The 19,568-nt window shown below is 62.1% G+C and carries 21 protein-coding genes; 9 read left to right on the top strand and 12 right to left on the bottom strand.

The window, feature by feature from the left end; genetic code table 11:
- Window positions 1-16 precede the first annotated feature (16 nt).
- The gene (locus KX729_RS20525) at window positions 17-667 is read left to right on the top strand and encodes a lysoplasmalogenase family protein (protein WP_219744355.1); all 651 of its coding nucleotides are present in this window, start codon (window positions 17-19) and stop codon (window positions 665-667) included.
- 98 nt (window positions 668-765) lie between these two features.
- Here KX729_RS20525 and KX729_RS20520 read toward each other — a convergent pair whose 3' ends face one another.
- Window positions 766-1,185 (bottom strand): cupin domain-containing protein, encoded by a 420-nt coding sequence (locus KX729_RS20520; RefSeq protein WP_219744354.1) that lies wholly within the window; start codon window positions 1,183-1,185, stop codon window positions 766-768.
- Window positions 1,186-1,956: a hydroxyacylglutathione hydrolase gene (gene gloB, locus KX729_RS20515; RefSeq protein ID WP_219744353.1), complete on the bottom strand. Its 771-nt coding sequence runs from the start codon at window positions 1,954-1,956 to the stop codon at window positions 1,186-1,188. It lies immediately after the preceding gene.
- A 105-nt stretch (window positions 1,957-2,061) separates the two neighbouring features.
- Between gloB and KX729_RS20510 the strand changes: the two genes are divergently transcribed.
- Window positions 2,062-2,802, top strand: a complete 741-nt coding sequence (locus KX729_RS20510) for a class I SAM-dependent methyltransferase (RefSeq protein WP_219744352.1) — start codon at window positions 2,062-2,064, stop codon at window positions 2,800-2,802.
- On the opposite strand, the gene KX729_RS20505 is transcribed toward KX729_RS20510, so the two are convergent.
- Window positions 2,803-3,231 carry a nuclear transport factor 2 family protein gene (locus KX729_RS20505; RefSeq protein ID WP_219744351.1) on the bottom strand — a complete coding sequence of 143 codons (429 nt, stop codon included), beginning with the start codon at window positions 3,229-3,231 and terminating at the stop codon, window positions 2,803-2,805.
- A 181-nt stretch (window positions 3,232-3,412) separates the two neighbouring features.
- Here KX729_RS20505 and hisC point away from each other — a divergent pair, with 181 nt between their 5' ends.
- Window positions 3,413-4,522: a histidinol-phosphate transaminase gene (gene hisC, locus KX729_RS20500; protein ID WP_219744350.1), complete on the top strand. Its 1,110-nt coding sequence runs from the start codon at window positions 3,413-3,415 to the stop codon at window positions 4,520-4,522.
- Window positions 4,519-5,448 carry a prephenate/arogenate dehydrogenase family protein gene (locus KX729_RS20495; RefSeq protein ID WP_219744349.1) on the top strand — a complete coding sequence of 310 codons (930 nt, stop codon included), beginning with the start codon at window positions 4,519-4,521 and terminating at the stop codon, window positions 5,446-5,448. The genes hisC and KX729_RS20495 overlap by 4 nt, the downstream gene beginning before the upstream one ends.
- 15 nt (window positions 5,449-5,463) lie before the next feature.
- On the opposite strand, the gene KX729_RS20490 is transcribed toward KX729_RS20495, so the two are convergent.
- Window positions 5,464-6,468 (bottom strand): DUF2125 domain-containing protein, encoded by a 1,005-nt coding sequence (locus tag KX729_RS20490; protein WP_219744348.1) that lies wholly within the window; start codon window positions 6,466-6,468, stop codon window positions 5,464-5,466.
- 71 nt (window positions 6,469-6,539) lie between these two features.
- Between KX729_RS20490 and KX729_RS20485 the strand changes: the two genes are divergently transcribed.
- Window positions 6,540-7,070 carry a gamma-glutamylcyclotransferase gene (locus KX729_RS20485; protein ID WP_219744666.1) on the top strand — a complete coding sequence of 177 codons (531 nt, stop codon included), beginning with the start codon at window positions 6,540-6,542 and terminating at the stop codon, window positions 7,068-7,070.
- A gap of 183 nt (window positions 7,071-7,253) precedes the next feature.
- Here the strand turns inward: KX729_RS20485 and KX729_RS20480 are convergent, their stop codons facing one another.
- The 4 genes from KX729_RS20480 to ftsE form a co-directional block, all read right to left on the bottom strand.
- Window positions 7,254-8,045 (bottom strand): lysophospholipid acyltransferase family protein, encoded by a 792-nt coding sequence (locus KX729_RS20480; RefSeq protein ID WP_219744347.1) that lies wholly within the window; start codon window positions 8,043-8,045, stop codon window positions 7,254-7,256.
- Window positions 8,046-8,149: 104 nt separating this feature from the next.
- On the bottom strand, window positions 8,150-8,881 hold the full coding sequence (locus tag KX729_RS20475; RefSeq protein WP_219744346.1) for a YdcF family protein: 732 nt from the start codon (window positions 8,879-8,881) through the stop codon (window positions 8,150-8,152).
- Between the two features lie 64 nt (window positions 8,882-8,945).
- Complete coding sequence (locus KX729_RS20470) at window positions 8,946-9,896, bottom strand: cell division protein FtsX (RefSeq protein WP_219744665.1); 951 nt, start codon at window positions 9,894-9,896, stop codon at window positions 8,946-8,948.
- A 100-nt stretch (window positions 9,897-9,996) separates the two neighbouring features.
- Window positions 9,997-10,656 (bottom strand): cell division ATP-binding protein FtsE, encoded by a 660-nt coding sequence (ftsE, locus tag KX729_RS20465; protein WP_219744345.1) that lies wholly within the window; start codon window positions 10,654-10,656, stop codon window positions 9,997-9,999.
- A 206-nt stretch (window positions 10,657-10,862) separates the two neighbouring features.
- Here ftsE and KX729_RS20460 point away from each other — a divergent pair, with 206 nt between their 5' ends.
- From KX729_RS20460 to KX729_RS20450, 3 genes are all read left to right on the top strand, one after another.
- Window positions 10,863-11,510 carry a hypothetical protein gene (locus KX729_RS20460; protein WP_219744344.1) on the top strand — a complete coding sequence of 216 codons (648 nt, stop codon included), beginning with the start codon at window positions 10,863-10,865 and terminating at the stop codon, window positions 11,508-11,510.
- A gap of 62 nt (window positions 11,511-11,572) precedes the next feature.
- Entirely contained in the window at window positions 11,573-12,115 is a 543-nt protein-coding gene (gene hpt, locus KX729_RS20455; RefSeq protein WP_219744343.1) for a hypoxanthine phosphoribosyltransferase, read from the top strand.
- A 145-nt stretch (window positions 12,116-12,260) separates the two neighbouring features.
- Window positions 12,261-12,638, top strand: a complete 378-nt coding sequence (locus KX729_RS20450) for a response regulator (protein ID WP_219744342.1) — start codon at window positions 12,261-12,263, stop codon at window positions 12,636-12,638.
- A 227-nt stretch (window positions 12,639-12,865) separates the two neighbouring features.
- Here KX729_RS20450 and KX729_RS20445 read toward each other — a convergent pair whose 3' ends face one another.
- From KX729_RS20445 to argH, 4 genes are all read right to left on the bottom strand, one after another.
- Entirely contained in the window at window positions 12,866-15,601 is a 2,736-nt protein-coding gene (locus KX729_RS20445) for a TIGR02302 family protein (RefSeq protein ID WP_219744341.1), read from the bottom strand.
- Between the two features lie 135 nt (window positions 15,602-15,736).
- Window positions 15,737-17,005 carry a diaminopimelate decarboxylase gene (gene lysA, locus KX729_RS20440; protein WP_219744340.1) on the bottom strand — a complete coding sequence of 423 codons (1,269 nt, stop codon included), beginning with the start codon at window positions 17,003-17,005 and terminating at the stop codon, window positions 15,737-15,739.
- Window positions 17,006-17,020: 15 nt separating this feature from the next.
- The gene (lptM, locus tag KX729_RS20435) at window positions 17,021-17,227 is read right to left on the bottom strand and encodes an LPS translocon maturation chaperone LptM (RefSeq protein WP_219744664.1); all 207 of its coding nucleotides are present in this window, start codon (window positions 17,225-17,227) and stop codon (window positions 17,021-17,023) included.
- A 150-nt stretch (window positions 17,228-17,377) separates the two neighbouring features.
- Window positions 17,378-18,781: an argininosuccinate lyase gene (gene argH / locus KX729_RS20430; RefSeq protein ID WP_219744339.1), complete on the bottom strand. Its 1,404-nt coding sequence runs from the start codon at window positions 18,779-18,781 to the stop codon at window positions 17,378-17,380.
- A gap of 25 nt (window positions 18,782-18,806) precedes the next feature.
- Here argH and tlpA point away from each other — a divergent pair, with 25 nt between their 5' ends.
- Window positions 18,807-19,475 (top strand): thiol:disulfide interchange protein TlpA, encoded by a 669-nt coding sequence (tlpA, locus tag KX729_RS20425; protein ID WP_219744338.1) that lies wholly within the window; start codon window positions 18,807-18,809, stop codon window positions 19,473-19,475.
- Window positions 19,476-19,568 lie beyond the last annotated feature (93 nt).

Raw genomic sequence — 19,568 nt, 5'->3', positions numbered from 1 at the left:
GCCGTTGGGGGAAGAAATGTCGATCTTTTTATCCGTTGTGCTGGTCGCATCGGTCTTGCTTGCACTCGTCTATTTTCGCTGGCTGGAAAAGCCGGCGAGCCATCCGCGCACCGTCCTGAAGACGCTGCCGGTGCTGCTGCTTTCAGGTTACGCGCTTGCCATGCATGCGCCGTTGCTTGCGACGGCGCTGGCTTTGGCGGCGCTCGGCGATCTGTGCCTCGCCTATGACGGCGAGCCGTCGTTCATTGCCGGCCTGCTCGCCTTTCTCCTATCGCATATTACCTATGTGGCTCTGTTCTGGCCGCATGCCGATCTGGCGCTGATCCTTGCAAGCCCGGCGCGCTATGCGTTCGCATGGTTCTTCGTCATGCTGGCAGGGCTCTTGCTGTTCATCCTGTGGCGACCGGCGGGAAAACTGGCGCTGCCCGTCGCCGTTTATGCCATGGCGATCGTCGCGATGGCGGTGTCGGCGCTCGCCGTCAGGCCCGTCATGCCGGGTGTAGCGGCAACGCTGTTCCTGCTGTCGGACACCGCACTCGGTCTCCAGTGTTTTGTGGTGAAACCAAGCGACCCGATGGCAAAAAGGCTGAAGCCTTTTGTCTGGGGCACGTATTTCACTGCCCAGCTGATCTTCACCCTCGCCATTGCCGGCATGCCGCGGTTTTAGAGCAGTTCCGCTTTTCTCCGAATCGCGAAAATGCTCTAAGTCCTTGTTTCAACGCATTTCCGGACGCAAAACCGCTTCGCACTTTTGCTGGAAATGCTCTAGGCCGACGGCTCCCAGTCCGGTGGCGCCATTTCGAAACTTGCGAAATCGAAGCCCGGCGCCACGGTGCAGCCGACCAGCGTGAAGCGACCAAGCGGTTCGGCCGCCTGCCACGCATTGGCCGGGACAACCGCTTGCGGGCGTTCGCCTTTGGCAAGGTCAGTACCCAACGTCACCGTCTCGGTGGTTTCGCCGTCGGAAATTCGTAGATGCAGCGGATCGCCGGCATAAAAGTGCCAGACCTCCGCCGCATCACGAACCCGGTGCCAGTGGGATCGTTCGCCTGCTTCCAGCAGGTAGTAGATCGCGGTCGAATGACCGCGCTTGCCACCATTGCCGTCGCGAAATGTCTCGACATACCAGCCGCCCTCGGGATGGCGCTGCATGCCGAGGGTCTCGATGATTTCCTTGGCGTCCACTTAGAAATTGTCCTTGCGCTTGCGGATTTCGGCAAAGACTTCTTCGTTGGAATTGCCTTCCATCAGGAGGTTGCGACGGATCGAGGGGTCGGCGGCGCGCAGGAAGGGGTTAGTCTCCTTCTCAAGCCCCATCATCGTCGGAATGGTGAACTTGCCCTCGGCGCGTTGCGCCTCGATCTCCTTCACACGGGCCTTAAGCCGCTCGTTTTCCGTATCGATACTGAGCGCGAACCGGGCATTGGAGAGCGTGTATTCGTGGCCGAAATAGATCGCGGTTTCGTCCGGCAGCACGGCGAGCTTCTGCAGCGAAGCCCACATGTCCGCAGCCGGGCGTTCGAACAGGCGGCCACAGCCGAGCGCGAAAAGCGTATCGGCGGCAAACAGGATCTTGTCGTCGGGAAAGTGGAAGCAGATATGGCCGGCGGTATGACCGGGTGTCTCGATGACGCGCACCACATGCTCGCCGAACTGGAATTCGTCGCCATCCGCCATGGTGCGGTCGAGGCCAGGGATCGCTACCGCCTCGTTGACCGGGCCGATGATTTCGAGGCCGAACTTTTCCTTCAGCGCCAGATTGGCTTCCACATGGTCGCCATGGTGATGGGTGGTGAAGATATGGGTGAGCTTCCAGCCGCGACGGGCGGCGGCATCGAGGATCGGCTGTTCCTCCGGCGCATCGATGGAAGCCGTCAGACCGCTTTCGGGATCGTGGACGAGAACACCGTAATTATCGCTTCGGCATGAAAAAACTTCGAGTTCCAGTGGTTTCATAAGATCGTCCCTATTGCTCAAATTGTTTTGAGCAACAATGTAGAGACTGAGCACCCGAAGTCCAACCGCGACCGCCGGTCAATTTGCCGACAAGTGACCTTTTGAATGTCAGTCGATATCGTCGATCTCCGCGAATTCTATCACTCGCCGCTTGGCCATCTCGCCGAGCAGTCGATCGCTATGGCGCTGTCGTCCCTTTGGGCGCGGCTGCCGCAGGAGCGGTTGGTGGGACTGGGTTATGTCGTTCCTTATCTCGATCGTTTCCGGACCGATACCGAGCGCACCTTCGCTTTTATGCCGGCACAGCAGGGGGCAGTGAACTGGCCGGTCGGCGAGCTTTCGTCGACGGCACTGGTATTCGACGAAGAGCTGCCGCTGCCGGACAGCTCCATCGATCGCGTGCTGATGGTGCATTCGCTGGAATTTGCCGAAAACCCGAGCGAGACGCTGAAGGAGCTCTGGCGCGTGCTGGCGCCGGGCGGGCGGCTGGTCATCGTCGTGCCGAACCGCCGTGGCGTCTGGGCGCAGATGGAGCACACGCCCTTCGGTTCCGGCCGCCCCTATTCGCGCGGCCAGCTGACGGCGCTGTTGCGCGAAACGAACTTCACACCCGGCGCCAGCGCTGAGGCGCTGTTCTTTCCGCCGTCGAAAATCCGGATGGTCCTGAAGCTCCGGAGCGCGCTGGAGCGCATGGGCCGCCGTTTCTGGCCGGTCTTCTCCGGCGTGCTGGTAATCGAGGCACAGAAGCGGCTTTATCAGGGCCTGCCGGTTGCGGCGCGCGCCTCGCGCCGCGTCTTCGTGCCGGTACTGGCGCCGCAGGGCGTGCCGACGACGCGGGTGCGCTGATCACGGTTTGAGATCGAAGATCGCCAGCGGCTGGCCTTCCATCGAGAAGGGGACCGACTCGTGGATATGCACGATCAGCCAGCGACCTTCCTCACGCGCAAAAGCTAGCGTGATCCGCATCCAGAATGCCTGTTCGCTTTGGCCAATCTTGCTGCCGCCGAGCCTTGCAAGCGCGCTGCACCAGGCGGTGTCGCCGCCGCCGCGCAGATCCGTGTTGCGGATTTCGAAGATGAGATTGCCGTCCCAGGTATCCAACCAGCTCTGTAAGCCATCCCGATGATTGCCGATCTCTTCCAGCGGCGGCGCCAGGGAAAAATGCCGCACGGTCTGCGACTGGCAGGCGATGATCGCGTCGGCGTTCTTTTCGCGCAGTGCTTTCGCCCAATCGTCCATCAATGCGCGGATGTCGTCATAGTCTCCGGTGCTCATGATCTTTACTCCTTTGACGTTTATGTCTTCTGAAAGACGTATGGCCGGTCGCCTTCCCGACAACGGCACATCACAAATTCGAATGAGAGGCAGAAAGCCGCATCACTCGACAAAGGCGGTTTTCGGCTTTAATGCCTTTCAGTCTTTTGCCGTAAGGCATTTCCGAAAAAGGTTTGATCCGATGAGCATCGTCACGAATGAGCCCGTTCCGCGTCCAGGCATTCTGGATATCGCCGCCTATGTGCCCGGCAAGGAACATGCTCCCGGTGTGGCGCGCGTCTTCAAGCTTTCCTCCAACGAGACCCCGATGGGCGCCAGCCCGAAGGCGATCGAGGCCTTCAAGCAGGCTGCCGGCAATCTGGAGCTTTACCCGGACGGCCAGGCCATGGCGCTGCGCGAGGCGATCGCTTCCGTGCATGGCCTGAATGTCGCAAACATCATGTGCGGCAACGGTTCCGACGAGTTGCTCGGCCTGCTCTGCCACGTCTATCTCGGCGCCGGCGACGAGGCGATCATCACCGAACACGGCTTCCTGGTCTACAAGATCCAGATCATGGGGGCGGGCGCCAAGGCGATCGAGGTGAAGGAAAAGGATTGCACGGTCGATGTCGACGCGATCCTCGCCGCTGTCACCGACAAGACGAAGATGGTCTTCATCGCTAATCCGGGCAATCCGACCGGCACTTACGTTCCCGTCGCAGATATCCGCCGCCTGCATGCCGGCCTGCCGAAGAACGTCATTCTGGTTCTCGATGCGGCCTATGCGGAATACGTGAAGAAGAACGATTACGAGGCCGGCCTCGAGCTCGTGTCCTCCAACAAGAATGTGGTGATGACCCGCACCTTCTCGAAGGTCTACGGTCTGGCTGCGCTGCGTATCGGCTGGATGTACGGCCCGGCTACGATCCTCGACGCGCTGAACCGCGTGCGCGGCCCGTTCAACATGAACGCTCCGGGCATTGCCGCTGGTGCCGCCGCGATTCGCGATCAGGCCTTCGTCGAAGCTTCCGTCGAGCACAACACGTTGTGGCTCGACAAGCTCACCCATGCCTTCCAGGCGCTCGGCCTGACGGTCACGCCTTCCGTCACCAACTTCCTGCTGATCCACTTCCCCGACGTCGACGGCAAGCGTGCGCCGGAAGCGGATGCATTCCTCACCAGCCGCGGTTATATCCTGCGCATGGTGAAGGGATACGGTTTCCCGAATGCGTTGCGCATGACGGTCGGTTCGGAAGAAGCCAATCGCGGCGTCATCGAAGCGCTCGGCGAATTTATGGGTAAGGGCGCATGAGCACGGCGCATTTCGATCGCATCGCGCTGATCGGCATCGGCCTGATCGGCTCGTCGATCGCCCGCGACGTGCGTGAACTCGCGCTTGCCCGCGACGTGGTGATCTCGTCCCGCAGCGCCGAGACACTGAAGCGGGCGGAAGAGCTGCGGCTCGGCACGCATTATGTATCCTCGGCCGCGGAAGCGGTGAAGGATGCGGACCTCGTTATCGTGTCCGTTCCGGTCGGCGCCTCGGAAGAAGTCGCCAAGCAGATCGCCGGCAACCTGAAGCCAGGCGCCATCGTCACCGATGTCGGTTCGACCAAGGCGTCCGTCATCGCGCAGATGGCGCCGCATATGCCGGAAAACGTGCATTTCATTCCGGGCCATCCGCTGGCCGGTACGGAAAAGTCCGGCCCGGATGCAGGCTTCGTGGGACTGTTCCGCGACCGCTGGTGCATCTTCACGCCGCTGCCGGATACCAATGCGGAAGCGCTAGACCGGCTGAAATCCTTCTGGATGGCGCTCGGCTCACGGATCGACGAGATGGACCCGCAGCACCACGACAAAGTGCTGGCGATCGTTTCGCACCTGCCGCATATCATCGCCTACAATATCGTCGGCACGGCCGACGATCTGGAAACGGTGACGGATGCGGAAGTCATCAAGTATTCCGCCTCCGGTTTCCGCGATTTCACCCGTCTGGCCGCTTCCGACCCGACCATGTGGCGCGACGTCTGCCTGCACAACAAGGATGCGATCCTGGAAATGCTGGCGCGGTTTTCGGAGGATCTCGCCTATCTGCAGCGAGCGATCCGCTGGGGTGAGGGAGACAAACTGTTCGAACTTTTCACCCGCACCCGCGCCATCCGCCGCTCGATCATCCAGGCCGGCCAGGACGTGGATGCACCGGACTTCGGCCGCCACGCGCTGGACGCCAAGAAGTAACTCAGCCGTACCTTGTCAGATCGGCGGGATTTCGCCGATCTGGATAAGGCCGCCGGCCATGACCTTGCCGTTCCGGATGGTGAGGTCGAGCGAGGCATTCTTGCCGCCGCCGAGAGCGGAGAGCATCCGTGCCGCGGTTTCCAGCGTCGGTGCGATCTCGGGAAAAGCCTCGCCGAGGCTGTTCCGCCAGGCGTCGATCTGCTCTACCTTCACCCTCAGCTTGCCCGAGAGATAACCGCGCTCGTCGAACGAGAACGGACCGGAGATCGTCAGCAGGCGGCCCTGGCCGAGATCGGCGGAGAGTGTGCGAAGCTCGCCCTTGGTGCCGTGCAGCGCGATGCCGTTCGGGTCGCTGCCATCGATCATGCCGGCGCGGCCGGCCAGCGTCACGTCGATCTTGGCATCCACCTGCGGCAGAAGCCGGGGCATGTCCTTCATGACAGTGTTGGTCTTGTCGAGCGACAGGGCAGCATCAAGGTCCGGGCCGTTCTGGCGCAGATGGATTTCCGTGTGCGCGGCGCTGATGTCGAAGGTCTGGCCGGTGGCGGAGGAAACGAAGCTGGTCTTCGAATTGTCGATGACGAAGGCGGCGCGCTCGACGCCGCTCAACCGGGTGATCAGGCTCGACTGGAAGTTTTCCCAAACGGTGGAGACCGTCAAGCCATGGCTGGTGCGCATTTCGATCGGCGAGTCGAGTTCCCAGACGATATGGCCCGGATTGTAGACCTGGGCTGCCGAGCGCAGCGCTCCGAACGTGCCGGAAATGCCGTTCTGCCGGTCATCGACCGCGACCCTGGAGCAGAACAGGCCGATACGGAACGGATAACCGCGATATTCGGCATCGGTGCATTCGGCGGAAATGCCGTTCTTCTGCTGGCTGCCGAGCAACGCCAGCGTCTGCTCCTTCAGCAGCGACGCCGCATAAAACCAGCCGCCCGTATAAAGCGCGATGGCGATGACGACGCCAGTGGCCAGAAGCCATAATTTTCCGCTGACGCCGGATCGGCTTGACGCTGCCATGATGTTCTCCAATTGTGCGGAAGATTTGGGGCGGGATGCTTCGATTGGAATAGTTGTGCGTGCCGAATGATATGACTGGCGATATGGACGAATTTTGGGTGTTTGGCTACGGCTCGCTGATGTGGAATCCGGGCTTTGCGTTTGAAGAGAAAATGCCCGCCCGCGCTTTCGGTTTTCGCCGCTCCCTCTGTGTCTGGTCGCATGTGCATCGCGGCACGCCGGATCATCCGGGGCTGGTGCTGGGGCTCGACCGTGGCGGCTCCTGCCGCGGCGTCGCTTTTCGGGTGAGCCTGGAGAAGCGCGAGGATGTGCTGGATTATCTGCGACGGCGGGAGCTGGTCACCAGCGTCTATCTGGAACGGATCTTACCGGTGTCGTTGAGCGATGGGCGGCAGGCGAGGGCCGTGGGCTATGTCGTCGATCGCGGGCATATGCAATATGCCGGGGCGCTGGCCGTGGAGCGGGCGGCCGAGGTGGTCAGAAGCTCGGTCGGGCAGTCGGGGCCGAACGATGCCTATGTGTTCAATACGCTGGCGCATCTGAAAGAGATGGGGATCAGGGATTTGTGGCTGGAAGGGGTCGGGGCGGCTGTGGCGGCTTGAGGGGTGGCGTCTGCCCCTCATCCGCCCTGCCGGGCACCTTCTCCCCGCCTGCGGGGAGAAGGACATACGCCGCGCCGTTGCGTTCAATCTCTAACGTTGCTTGAGGCACGTCCCCTCTCCCCGTCAGAACGGGGAGAGGGTTAGGGTGAGGGGCATGCCACGAATTCAGGTGGTACCAAAAATTCAGATTGTGCTCTGCCCCTTCAACTCCGCCAGCCGTTTCGCCGCTGTCGGCGGCAGCGGCAGATGGGGGTTGGCCGCGACCGTTTCCACCAGCAGCCTGTCGCTTTCCGTCTCCAGCGTCTCGATCAGATGCGCGTAGAACGCATCCGGATCCATGCCCGGCTGGATGGCCGGCAGGATGCGGACCTTGAACTTGCCGGGATGCTTGATCAGCTTGCGGCGGCCCCAGAAAAGGCCCCAATGGGCGACGATCGGAACGACCGGCACCTGGATGTCGCGATAGATGCGGGCGATGCCGTAGCGATAAGCGGGTTCGGCACCCGGCGGGCGGCGGGTGCCTTCCGGGTAGATGATCAGCTGGCGGCCGTTATCCATCTCCTGCTTGGTGCGCTTCATCACATCGACCATGACCTTGCCGCGGGCGCCGCGATTGACCGGGATCATCCGCTGCTTGGCGACATACCAGCCGAATAGCGGAATCCACATCAGTTCGCGCTTGAGGATATAGACCGGGTCGCGCTGGTAAGGCAGCAGGGCAAACGTATCCCAGGCCGACTGGTGTTTCGGTGCGAAGATGCAGCCGCCTTCGGGAATGTTTTCCATGCCCTCGATCTCGAAGGTGGCGCCGACGATCTTGGCCATCAGCCAGTTGTTGGAGGCGGCCCAGGCTTTCGGGATGCCGAAAGCCTTCTTGCGCGGCAGCAGGAAATAGATCGGGCTCAGCACGATCATCCGGACGATCAGGTTCGTGTAGAAGGCGATGTTGAACAGGACCGAACGCAGAAGCAGCATGAGGCGGAATTCCCTTTGGATGCGCCCTGACTACACGAGATTGCCGCCGGAAAAAAGCTTTGCAGCATGCAGGTGCGGGAAAAGAATCGACAGGCCTGCCGCAATCAAGGGGCGGATTTTGCGGCGGCTTGGGGCGCTTCCTCGGTCCGCAACCCGCTGCCGCGATAGATGCCGAACCAGTCGCGCATCGTCGCCAGCACGACCTTGCCATATTCGGACAGCATGGTGCGCAACACGTCCGGATCGGCAAACCAGGCTTTGCGGGTGAGATCGGAGTTGATCACTGGATAGGGGATGAATTCCGTTTGTGGATCAGCGCGGCGCAATTCGTGCAGACTGCGCGGCATATGGTAGTTGTTGGTGACCACAAGCACGGATCTGTAGCCGTGATCCCTGATCCAGCGGCTGATCTCGTTGGCATTGCCGATCGTGTCGATCGCATCGTAACCGATATCGACGCAGCATTTGAAAAGGTCGGGCGAAGCGGCCGTCACCTTGCGGATCTGGGTCGGGGTGGTGGATGGATGCGCGCCGGAAATCAGCAGCCGTTTTCCAGCGCCGTCGCGCAACAGGCCGAGCGCCTGCTCGATGCGCAGGTATCCGCCGGTCAGCACCACGATCGCGTCGGCCTTGACGCCGTCCGGGGCTTTCAGCGAACTCACGGCATTGGCGAACCATAAAAAACCGCCGAAAAGCACCGCCAGCACCAGCATACCGGCGATGAACAGGCGTCGCGCTGCCCATCTGAGCCGACCCCTGCGCGAGAACAAACCGCCTGATGCCGATTGCGCATCGCGATCCGATCCGTCTTCAGGTGTCGTGTTGGCCGGTGTCATGTCTGTCCTTAGCCGGAGATTCGTGGCGAGAACAGGGCCAAAATAGAGGGCGAAGATGTCAGGTTCAAGAAGCCGGCAATCCGTCGGAACGCGCCGGATCGGACCGGATCAGGTCGATCTCGTCGATCGTACGCATTACGGTGAAACGGGCGGTCAGTGTCGTTAAGAGCGCGATGACGATCATCGTGGCGAAAATGCCGAGATAACCGGTGACGCCGATGGTGAAAGTACCGAACAGCGCGGTCGCCTGATCGCTTTCCGGCGTCGCCAGCGAATTGGACTGCCAGATATTGGCGGCGGCGAAGAGCAAGGCTGCCAGCGCGCCGCCTGCGGCCGAGCCCTTCATGCTGATTTTCAGAAAATGTTTCTGGAATTCGCTTGCCACGAAAGAGCTTTCGGCACCGACGAAATGCAGCACCTCGACGATATGCCGGTTGCCCGACAGCGCGCCGCGCGTCGCGAAGATGACGGTCAGGATCATCGCCGTGAACACCAGCACCAGAACGCCGGTGCCGATCAGCACCGTCGTGTGCGCCATGGAGACCAGGCGGTCGACCCAGGTGCGGTGATCGTCCAGGAAGGCCTGCGGGATCGCGGTTTTCAGCTGCGCCCGCATGCCGTTGAAATCCGGCGGGTTCTGTTCGTCGATGGTGATGATGACGAGGCGTGGCACCGGCAGGTCGGCAAGGTTCAGGCCCGTGCCGAGCCAGGGTTCCAGCAGTCGGGCCGTGGCGGTCTCGTCCATGATCGTGCCTTCGCGGGTGCCGACGAAGGTCAGCGCCAGATCGCGGGCCTTTTTCAGCGCCGCATCCATGTCCAGCCCGTCTTCCGGCTTGATCTGGATGGTAATCTCGCGGGAAATCTGACTCTGCCAGCTAGAAGCCGTGGCGCGCACCATGGTGACGGCGCCGAAGGTGAGGCAGGCGAGGAAAGCCATGATGGCGATCACCACCATCAGCGCATTGCCCTGGATATTCGAAGGCGGCAGGATCGGTGCCGTCGGCCGCACCCGCATTTCCGCCCGGCGCGGCTGCTTCTGCGCCGGTTCAGCCTGGGGCGGCCCCTTTTGTGGGGTTTTAGGTTTGGCGGCCCTGGCGGCTTTCGGACGGCTCAGCTCATTCATAGATATCGAGCCGCCCTTCGGTGAGGATCATCCGGCGCGCATCCACCTGGTCCATCAGGGCCAGATCGTGGGTGGCGATCACCACCGCCGTGCCGAGCCGGTTGAGCTCCATGAACAGATTGAGAAGGCGCCGGGCCATCGGCGGATCGACATTGCCGGTCGGCTCGTCGGCAAGCAGGATCTCCGGGCGATCCATCAGCGCGCGGGCGATTGCGGCGCGCTGCTTCTCGCCGCCGGAAAGTACGGCCGGAAGCACGTTGATACGTTCGCCGAGCCCGACCCATTTCAGCAGTTCGAGCACATCGTTGCGATAGCTGCTTTCTTCCTTGCCGCGTACGCGCAACGGCAGGGCGACGTTCTCATAGGTCGTCAGATGGTCGAGCAGGCGAAAATCCTGGAAAACGATGCCGACGCGGCGGCGCAGCATCGGTAGTTCGCTGCGCGGGATCTGCGACAGGTCGCGGCCGAACATGTGGATGATGCCGCGGGTCGGATGCAGCGACATGAACAGCAGGCGCAGCAGCGTCGTCTTGCCCGCACCCGACGGGCCCGTCAGGAACTGGAAAGAGCGTTTGGGGATATCGAAGGTCATGTCCCGGAGAATCTCCGGGCCCATCCCATAACGCAGACCGACATTTTCGAAGTGAATCAACGGATGACCCAGTCCCTGACTTTCAGACTCGTGGTGCCCGTTATCTCTTAACGACCCGAGTAAACGAACCGTAAATAGCGCGCGGAAAAGGGCTGATTTCAGGCCGCGTTTGCGAAGCATTAACCATTTGAATTTACGACTGGAGGGGATTCGTTTCAATGCCCGGATCTCCGAAGACAAGGGGAAAACGGGCCGAAGAGGGCCCCATGAGCAGCTTCCGCAGCCAGCAAGGCAAGACGGTCATCCGCATGGACATCCTTCCGCCGGATCCATCCGGCCGGGTCGCGCGCGCTTTTCGCCGCGGCGGCGAAGTGGTGGATGCCCAATTCGTGACCATGAATGCCTCGGCGCGGCGGACGGCCCGCCCGCGTTCCCACAATGATAACCGCCGGGAAAACACGGCTGGCGGGACGTTTACGGAACGTGCGGTCGCTGCCGCAGAAGGCGCGCTCTCGCGTCTTTCCGCCGATTTCTTCTCGGCAGTCGTTGCTGTTCTCTTCGTTGCGGTCTTCAGCCTTGCTGGCGGGTTTTCCTTCCTGTTCAGCGGTACCGATACGGTTTCTGCCGGCCCTGTGCTCGACATCACCCATGTGACGATGACGCAGCAGGATGCCAATGGCATGAAAATCCTGCTGATCAACGGCATCGTCGAAAACCGCACCGGGGCAAGCCTTGCCATGCCGTCGATCCGCGCCGACCTGATGTCGGGAAAGGATGTCGTCGCCTCGACCCTGATCTCGCCGCCGTCCTTCGCGATCGCCGGTGGTCACAGCCGCGGTTTCTCGGCCCGTGTGCCGCATCCCGGTGGAAAACTGCCGGATTTGAGGCTCTCGCTGGCCGAACGGGGCGCCTGAACCTTTCTCTTCTCCTGCGGTCTGTGCTATCGGGACTTTTTACGGACACGCAGGAGAACCTCATGCCCGTCGTGCGCGGCAAGATCATTGAGCCGCTTTACACCCCAGATCAGATTGCCGAGCGCAACCGCGAAATCGCGGCGCAGATCGCCACCGGCCCGACCAACGACCTGCTCGTCATCGCGATCCTCAAGGGATCCTTCATCTTCGCCGCCGACCTTCTGCGCGCGCTGCACGATGTCGGCCTGGCGCCTGAGGTCGAGTTCATCACGCTGTCCAGCTACGGCACCGGCACGGTTTCGCAGGGTGTGCGCATCGTCAAGGATATCGACAGCGACGTGAAGGACCGAGACGTTCTGCTGATCGACGATATTCTCGAATCGGGCCGGACGCTGAAATTCGCCAAGGAAATGCTCTATGAGCGTGGCGCGCGTCATGTCTCGCTCGCCGTGCTTCTCGACAAGAAGGTGAAGCGCAAGGAAGAGCTCGAGGCGGATTATGTCGGCTTCGAATGCCCCGACTATTTCGTCGTGGGTTACGGCATGGATGTCGCCTACGCCTTCCGCGAACTGCCCTTTGTCGGTGTCGTTACCGGCGATGCCTGAGTGGATCGCTCCGGATCGGGTATGGCCTGATCCGGACACGGGGCGTTAACCATGCCGGGTCGCTCCGGCCCGGTGTTTACTCCTCGACAAGGAAAGTCTGGTGATTTGCTCCCAATACAAAGCATGACAGGGAGCAACAATCGCCGTGGCAAAAATCCTGATTACCGAGGATGAAGATTCGCTCCGCATGTTCGTCGCCCGCGCACTGCGCCTGGACGGACATGAAACGCATGAGGCCGGCGACGGCGCCGAAGGCCTCGAAAAGCTGAGCGAAGGCTCGTTCGACCTGCTGCTGTCCGATATCCGCATGCCGGTCATGGACGGCATCGAACTCGCCCACCAGGCTTCCGTCAGATTTCCGGAGATGAAAATCCTGCTGATGACCGGTTATGCCGAGCAGCGAGAACGGGCGGACGATCTCGCCATCAAGATCGTCGACGTGGTGCAGAAGCCGTTTGCATTGCCGGATATTCGCCGGGCCGTTGCAAGGGCGCTGGCGGAAGAGGGATCGCGGGCGGCTTAAGGGATTAATTCTGTAGGAAGATGCCCCTCACCCTAACTCTCTCCCCGCACGCGGAGAGAGGGGATGTGCCCAGCTCGCCGTTGAGATTGGGGACGGCGGTGCGGCTCACTTCCTTCTCCTCGTCAGAACGGGGAGAAGGTGCCGGCAGGCGGATGAGGGGCAAGCTTCCCGCGTCGCCAGTAGCTGCCAAATTCAAGTTCGCGCCAAGAGACTCGGTGTCTCACACCTCACCGAATATCCAGCAACCGCTCCAGATATTGCCGCTCGATATCGCCCGACAGCGCATTGCCCAGCCGGTTGCGGATCGCATCGAGAATTTCTCGTGCCCGCTGCACATCGATTTCATCAGGCACTTTCACCTGATCGCCGAAATCCGGGCCTGAGGTCGAGCGCGGACGGCCGAGCGGGTCGCGGCCGTTCTGGCCACCCTGGTTGGCCATGCTCTCTCCCTGGCCGTCGCGGCCCTGACCCTGTTGGCCTTGCTGACCCTGCATGGCCTGCATCATCTGCTGCATCATGTTCTGGGCGCCCTGGCGCAGCGCGTTCAGCGCCTTGCCCTGACCTTCGACGGCCTGTTCGCCCTGGCCTTCGCCGAGCGACTTGCCGGCATTGCCCATTTCGCGTTCTGCCTGGCCGAAACCTTCGCCGGGCTGCATGCCGAGTTCCTTCAGGCCCTTCTGCAGTTCCTGCAGCTTCTTGCCGAGGCCTTCCTGCTGTGCGCGCAGGTTCTTCAGCGCCTCGCGCAGCTGTTCGGCGGTCATCTGGTCGGTGTTCTGCTGACCTTGTTGGCCCTGCTGACCTTGCTGCTGCTGGCCCTGTTGTTGTTGCCCCTGCTGTTGCTGACCTTGCTGCTGGCCCTGCTGGGGATTGCCGCGCTGCATGCGGTCGCGCAGCGCCTGGTCCAGCTTGAAGGTCTGGTCCATCAGCCGCTGCTGTTCCTGCATGATCTCGCCGAGCTTGTCGATCTGCTGGCGCATCTGGCTGTTCTGCTGCTGTTGCTGGCCCTGCTGACCGCGCTGCGGGCGGCCGGCCTGCAGGTTGTTCATCATCCGCTGCAGCTCGTTCAGCATTTGCTGGGCAGCATCGCGATTGCCGGAACGGGCCAGGTTTTCGATCTGGTCCATCATGTTCTGCAAGTCGCGCTGGCGGATGACGTTCTGCGCCTGCATGTTGTTCTGCGACTGCGGCGCGTTCTGCATGCGCTGCGCCAGTTCGTTCATGAACTCCTGCATCGCCTCGCGCAGTTCCTTCATCAACCGGGCGATTTCCTGGTCGGATGCCTTGTTCTGGAGTGCGTCGGCGAGGTTTTTCTGGGCGTCGCGTAGCCGCTTCTCGGCCTGTGACAGGTCGCCGTCCTCGATGCCGAGGGCGATTTCCCAGAGATAGGCGGCGGTATCCTTCAGCTGCTCCTCGTTGCGGGCAAGCTTCATGCGCTCGAGTGCCGAGCGGATCAGCAGGAAGTGGCTGAGGTTCGGAATGGTCTCGTCGGGACGGATGGCCAGCGCCTCGTTGAGCGCGATTGCCTTCGGCATCTGGCGGGTGTCCAGCGCAAAAACCTGCCGTTCTTCGGCAACGGCTGCGGCCAGCGGTTCGGTGAACCCATGCGCCGGCAGCGTGACTTCGTGGCTCGGGCTGCGGCCGGTCTGGCCGGCACCGTCCTTGGCGACAAGCGTGATGCGGACGCGTTTTCCCGCGAGCGGGTGTTCGGTGAGGTTGCGGCTGGTGACACCCTTGGCTTCCTTGCCGTTGTTCTGGCGCGGCAGATCGAGGCGATAATCCGGCAGCGGATAAAGCGGCTTGGCGGCGGGATCGACCGGGCCGACCGGCTCGATCAGCGCATGCGCCTCGCGGATCCCGTAATCGTCCTTGGCCGTAAAGCCGATCTCCAGCGCACCATTGACCGAACGGCGCGGCTGGCCGTCGAAGGCGATTTCCGGCGGGCGATCGGGGATGACGTCGAAAGCCCAGGTCTGACCGTTGACCGTCAGGCTGCCGCTTTCACCGATGTTCAGGGCATAGTTGCGGGGAGCGAGGGGCTGGTTTGCCTGTTGCGGCGCCGCAGGCTTTGGCGGCTGTTGCGGTGCAGCGGCTTGCTGGCCCGCAGGCGTGCCATTCTTCTGTTCCGGTGGCTTGGCAGCGGCCTCAGCCGCCTTTTTGGCTTCTTCGGTCATCAGCGTGACGGTTTCGCCGCCGGCTTTCGGAGCGAAGACCACCGCCTCGCCGCCTTCGCCGCCAGTGACGCGCACGGTGAGGGCCGAGTTCTGCGGTACGGAGACATCGTGGGCAACGGTTGTCGCCTGCTGGCCGGTCAGGAAGACCGGGGCCTTGCCGGTATAGGACGGCGGCGTCAGCCAGGCGTCGATGCGCAGGTCGGGATTGATGCTCGGCGCCGGCGGCGCAGGGCGGAAGGCATCTACAGGCGAACCGCCGCCATTCGAGAAGGAGTAGCCAAGCGCCACGACGAAAACGAGGGCGGGGATGGCGCGCAGTGCAAACCGGTCGTGCCTGGCGATATCGGGCTGCGGCAAGCCTGCATCGAGTGCTGCGATGCGCTCCGCCATGCGGATCTGGTGTTCTTTCCACAGCGCGCGGGAAAATGGTGTCTCGAATGCCGGCTGGTCTTCCTGCACGGCGACCGGCTGGTGGGGCAGGTTGTTGCGTTCTTCGAGCAGACGGTCTGCGTCTTGTGCCTCCGGCCAGCGAAGCCGGGTGAAAGGCAGAATGGAATAAACGAAGGCGAAAGCGAAACCGCCGACCAGAATCCAGCGGGCCCAATCCGGCACGATGCGGAAAATGCCGAACCACGAGGCCGACAGGAAGAGCGCCGCGATGCCGAGCGGTGCCAATAGCAGCGGCAAAATTCGTTCGAAGAACAGGACGATCCGGGCGAAGGAGCGTTTCAGCGCCACACGGCGGGCAAGCGCGGGATGCTGTTCGAAGGCACCTTTGCGGGTCAAGCTCATGCGGTCCGTCTCCAGTCGTGGCGGCGCAAATCAAGCTGTAAAGATAACAAGCTTTGTGGCGAAGACGAGGGGAAGGGGGCATTCGCCCCCATATTTCAGGTCGTTTCCCGCAAAAGTGAACGTGGCGTTAGCGGTTCACGCAAGCCAGGCGGGTACGGAATCGAGGCCGATCAGCTCTTCGTAAGTGCCGCGCGGGCGGATCACGTGGAAGTCGTTACCCTTGACCAGAACCTCCGGCACCAGCAGACGGGTATTGTAGGTTCCGGCCTGCACGGCGCCGTAGGCACCGGCGGAAGACACCGCGATCAAGTCGCCCGGCTTCGGTTCGGCCATCTCGCGGTCGAGCGCCAGATAGTCGCCGGTTTCACAGACGGGGCCGACCACATCACCCTTGATGCGCGGCGCGTCGGCGACTGGCATGACGACCGGGCGGACCGAGTGATAGGCGTCGTAGAGCGTTGGGCGGATCAGGTCGTTCATCGCGCCGTCGACGATGACGAAGGTCTTCTCGCCGCCATCCTTCACGTAAATGACCTCGGTCACCAGGATACCGGCATTGCCGACGATCAGGCGGCCGGGCTCGGTAACGATTTTGCAGTTCAGCGAGCGCAGCTGGCGCTTGACTGTTTCGGCATAGGCATCCGGCAGCGGCGGCGGGTTGTTGTCGTCCTTGTAGGGAATACCGAGGCCGCCGCCGATATCGACATGGTCGATGCGGTGGCCGTCGCCGCGCAGCGTCTCGACCAGTTCCCGCAGCAGGCGGAAGGCGTGGTCGAAGGGCTGCAGTTCGGTGATCTGGCTGCCGATATGCATGTCGATGCCGGTGACATCGATGCCGGGAAGCTTGGCTGCATGGGCGTATATTTCCCGCGCCTTGTCATAGGCGATGCCGAACTTGTTTTCCTTCTTGCCGGTCGAAATCTTGGCATGGGTGCCGGCATCGACATCCGGATTGATGCGGAAGGAGACGTGAGCCTTTTTGCCCATCTTGACGGCGCGAAGGTTCAGGACTTCCAGTTCCGGCTCGGACTCGACGTTGAAGCAGTAGATGCCCGCAGAAAGCGCGAAGTCCATCTCGGCTACGGTCTTGCCGACGCCGGAGAACATGATGCGGCTTGCCGGAATGCCGGCCGCCAGCGCGCGGCGCAGTTCGCCGCCGGAGACGACGTCGATGCCGGCGCCGAGACGACCGAGCGTCTTCAGCACCGCCTGGTTGGAATTCGCCTTCATGGCGTAACACACCATGGCGTCCACATCCGAAAACGCCGCAGCGAACACCTTGTAATGGCGCTCCAGCGTGGCGGTCGAATAGACGTAGAACGGCGTGCCGACCGCCTTGGCGATTTCCGGGATGGCGACGTTTTCGGCGTGCAGCACGCCGTCGATATAGTGGAAATGGTTCACGGCAAAACTCGGGGATTACAGAAGCGGATCGAGAAGGAACGGCTTTTCGGCAACCGGCTCGGCTTTTCGCTCTCCCGGTTTGACGTTCTTGCGGATGTTCTGCTGCTCCAGCGGCGTGCTCGGACGGTCGAGATCGCCCTTGCGGCCGCAGCCGACGACAACGGCGCAGCCAAGCGTCAGCGCAAAGGTGATGCGGGCAATTTTGACCAGCGAGTTAGACATGCTCTTCAAACCTATCTCCAGCACGAGTGCGGAACTGTCATAGCGAAGTTCCGCGCGCTTGTGCAGTCATTATTCCGGTGAACAGTTTCCGTCATTTTTGTTCTGCTACAGGCTTCGATCGGAAACCGCAGAACACTTTTCCGGAGCCTGCTAGTTGCGGCCGCGCCACCAGGCGATCTGCTTGCGGACCTCCGACGGGGCCGTGCCGCCAAAGCTCTGGCGGCTGGCGACGGAGGCATCGACGGAAAGCACCTTGAACACCGCGTCGGTGATCGCCGGATTCAGGGCCTGAAGTTCTTCGAGCGTTAGCTCGGAAAGGTCGCAGCCTTTCTTCTCGGCCAGCGCCACGGCATGGCCGGTTACGTGATGGGCTTCGCGGAAGGGCAGGCCGATGGTGCGCACCAGCCAGTCGGCGAGGTCGGTGGCGGTCGAGAAACCCGCGCCGGCGGCGGCGCGCATCTTGTCGGCGCGGATGGTCATGTCGCGCATCATGCCGGTCATGGCGGCGATCGCCAGTTCCAGGTTTTCAGCAGCGTCGAAGACCTGTTCCTTGTCTTCCTGCATGTCCTTGGAATAGGCGAGCGGCAGGCCCTTCATCACGGTCAGAAGCGCCACCAGCGAGCCGTTGATGCGGCCGGTCTTGGCGCGCACCAGTTCGGCGGCATCCGGGTTCTTCTTCTGCGGCATGATCGACGAGCCGGTGGAGAAGGCGTCGGAGAGGCGCACGAAACCGAATTGCGGTGTCGACCAGATGACGATTTCTTCGGCGAGGCGCGAGAGATGCACAGCGCAGATCGCTGCGACGGAGAGGAATTCCAGCGCGAAATCACGGTCGGAAACCGTGTCGATCGAGTTGCGGGTCGGTTCGCGGAAGCCGAGCGCCTTTGCTGTCATGTGGCGGTCGATCGGGTAGGGCGTGCCGGCCAGCGCTGCGGCACCGATCGGGCTTTCGTCGAGATGGTCGATGGCGTGGCGCACGCGGGCGCGGTCACGGCCGAACATTTCCACATAGGCCATGCAGTGATGGCCGAAGGTGACCGGCTGGGCGGTCTGCAGATGGGTAAAGCCGGGCATGACCGTTTCGGCATGTTCTTCGGCGCGGTCTAGGAAGGCGCCGATCAGGGCGGTCAGCATCGTTTCCGTCTTGGCGAGTTCTTCCTTGACCCAGAGGCGGAAATCCAGCGCCACCTGGTCGTTGCGCGAGCGGGCGGTGTGCAGGCGGCCGGCGGCGGGGCCGATCAGCGTCGAGAGCCGCGCCTCGACATTCATGTGAATGTCTTCGAGCTTGCGGGAGAATTCGAACTGGCCACTTTCGATCTCTGACATGATCGTGTTCAGGCCTTGAACGATCTTGTCTTTATCTTCGTGCGAAATGATGCCTTTTTCGGCCAGCATGGTCGCATGCGCTATAGAGCCGCGGATATCCTGGGCATAGAGCTTCTTGTCGAAACCGATCGAGGCATTTATCTCCTCCATGATCGCATCCGGCCCCGAGGCAAAGCGTCCGCCCCACATCTGGTTGGAGGATGTCGCGTCCTTCGTGCCGTCGGCCATGTGATCTCAAGTCCTGGAGAAGTTGATGACGACCAAAAGACCCTTCGGCCTTCCTACCGCCAGATTGATCGTGATTGCGGCCGTCGCGGGAATTCTCGCCGGCGCCGTGGCGGTATACGTGACGAATACGGGGTCTGGCAATGGTACGGGCGACCTGATGGCCGCATCTTCCGGCGCCTGCGAAGGGGCGGTGGAGACGGTGAAATCGGTCTCGCAGCTTTCCAAGGGGCAGGTGGCAGCAATGGTCGCCGCGCAGCCGCCGAGGCCGCTCAATCTCGCCTTCAAGGGGCCGGACGGCAAGGACCTGAAGACGGCGGATTTTGCCGGCAAGACGGTGCTCCTGAACCTCTGGGCCACCTGGTGCGGCCCCTGCCGCGAAGAGATGCCGGCGCTGAACGCGCTGCAGCGGGATATGGGGGCTAACGACTTCGAGGTCGTGGCGGTCAACATCGATACCGGCAACGACGAGAAGCCGAAGGCCTTCCTGGCGGAATATGGCGTCGACAAGCTCGGTTATTACCGCGACAGCTCGATGGGCGTCTTTAATTCGCTGAAGAAGGAAGGGCTGGCCTTCGGCCTGCCGGCGACGCTGGTCATCGACAAGAAGGGCTGTCTCATCTCGGCGATGAACGGTCCCGCCGCCTGGGACAGCCCGGACGCGAAGGCTTTGATTTCTGCAGCCCGTAGTTTTTGATTCACTTTGCCGCATTGGCAAGCGCAGTGACGAGGGTCTTCGCTGAGCGCACGACCCTCGCGTCCCGAAGCGGACCCCAGGGCCGATTCGTGA

Source organism: Neorhizobium populisoli, assembly GCF_019430945.1.
GTDB lineage: Bacteria > Pseudomonadota > Alphaproteobacteria > Rhizobiales > Rhizobiaceae > Neorhizobium > Neorhizobium populisoli.
The sequence above is the reverse complement of the archived record's forward strand: the minus strand, read 5'-3'. Positions and strand labels throughout refer to the sequence as shown.

Bases quoted from the DNA above. Each gene is read 5' to 3' on its own strand.
- KX729_RS20525 (WP_219744355.1), top strand. From the start codon at position 17: ATGTCGATCTTTTTATCCGTTGTGCTGGTCGCATCGGTCTTGCTTGCA.
- gloB (WP_219744353.1), bottom strand. From the start codon at position 1,956: ATGAAACCACTGGAACTCGAAGTTTTTTCATGCCGAAGCGATAATTAC.
- KX729_RS20510 (WP_219744352.1), top strand. From the start codon at position 2,062: ATGTCAGTCGATATCGTCGATCTCCGCGAATTCTATCACTCGCCGCTT.
- KX729_RS20505 (WP_219744351.1), bottom strand. From the start codon at position 3,231: ATGAGCACCGGAGACTATGACGACATCCGCGCATTGATGGACGATTGG.
- hisC (WP_219744350.1), top strand. From the start codon at position 3,413: ATGAGCATCGTCACGAATGAGCCCGTTCCGCGTCCAGGCATTCTGGAT.
- KX729_RS20495 (WP_219744349.1), top strand. From the start codon at position 4,519: ATGAGCACGGCGCATTTCGATCGCATCGCGCTGATCGGCATCGGCCTG.
- KX729_RS20490 (WP_219744348.1), bottom strand. From the start codon at position 6,468: ATGGCAGCGTCAAGCCGATCCGGCGTCAGCGGAAAATTATGGCTTCTG.
- KX729_RS20485 (WP_219744666.1), top strand. From the start codon at position 6,540: ATGACTGGCGATATGGACGAATTTTGGGTGTTTGGCTACGGCTCGCTG.
- KX729_RS20480 (WP_219744347.1), bottom strand. From the start codon at position 8,045: ATGCTGCTTCTGCGTTCGGTCCTGTTCAACATCGCCTTCTACACGAAC.
- KX729_RS20475 (WP_219744346.1), bottom strand. From the start codon at position 8,881: ATGACACCGGCCAACACGACACCTGAAGACGGATCGGATCGCGATGCG.
- KX729_RS20470 (WP_219744665.1), bottom strand. From the start codon at position 9,896: ATGCGGGTGCGGCCGACGGCACCGATCCTGCCGCCTTCGAATATCCAG.
- KX729_RS20460 (WP_219744344.1), top strand. From the start codon at position 10,863: ATGAGCAGCTTCCGCAGCCAGCAAGGCAAGACGGTCATCCGCATGGAC.
- hpt (WP_219744343.1), top strand. From the start codon at position 11,573: ATGCCCGTCGTGCGCGGCAAGATCATTGAGCCGCTTTACACCCCAGAT.
- KX729_RS20445 (WP_219744341.1), bottom strand. From the start codon at position 15,601: ATGAGCTTGACCCGCAAAGGTGCCTTCGAACAGCATCCCGCGCTTGCC.
- lptM (WP_219744664.1), bottom strand. From the start codon at position 17,227: ATGTCTAACTCGCTGGTCAAAATTGCCCGCATCACCTTTGCGCTGACG.
- argH (WP_219744339.1), bottom strand. From the start codon at position 18,781: ATGGCCGACGGCACGAAGGACGCGACATCCTCCAACCAGATGTGGGGC.
- tlpA (WP_219744338.1), top strand. From the start codon at position 18,807: ATGACGACCAAAAGACCCTTCGGCCTTCCTACCGCCAGATTGATCGTG.